1 protein-coding gene is annotated in these 535 nt (G+C 71.0%); it reads left to right on the top strand.

Annotation, left to right across the window (positions count from 1 at the left end; genetic code table 11):
• Positions 1–6: 6 nt before the first annotated feature.
• Positions 7–535: SDR family NAD(P)-dependent oxidoreductase (locus FVS66_RS36710; protein ID WP_399224657.1), on the top strand; the 529-nt coding region annotated here is incomplete at its 3' end.

Genomic DNA, 535 nt, shown 5'->3' with positions numbered 1-535 from the left:
TGGGGTCTGCTGCGCAGTGCGCAGTCCGAGCACCCGGGCCGGTTCGTCCTGGTCGACCTCGACCTCGACCGCGACGGTGACGGTGAGGGTGAGGGTGAGGGCGATGGGCCGGACTGGGGTGTGCTCCTCGACACCGACGAACCGCAGCTCGCCGTCCGCGACGGTCGTGTCCTGGCGCCCAGGCTGTCCCGGGCGTCCGCCGGTGAGTCGGTGACCGCGTTCGACCCTGAGGGCACTGTGCTGGTGACGGGTGGTACGGGTGGTCTGGGCGCGGTGTTCGCCCGTCATCTTGTTGCCGCTCATGGTGTGCGTCATCTGTTGTTGCTCAGTCGGCGTGGTGCGGGGGCTGAGGGCGCTGCCGGGCTGGTCGAGGAGCTGGAGGGCCTGGGCTGCGCGGTCCGGGTCGTGGCGTGCGACGTGTCGGACCGGGAGCAGCTGGCCTCGGTGCTCGGCTTGGTGGAGCGTCCGGTGACCGCGGTGGTGCATGCGGCGGGTGTTCTGGATGACGGTGTGGTGGAGTCGCTGTCGCCGGAGC

The organism is Streptomyces sp. TRM49041 (genome assembly GCF_008271805.1).
In the GTDB taxonomy this organism is placed as follows: domain Bacteria; phylum Actinomycetota; class Actinomycetes; order Streptomycetales; family Streptomycetaceae; genus Streptomyces.
Note: the sequence above shows the minus strand (reverse complement) of the source record. Positions and strands in the feature narration are given on the sequence as shown.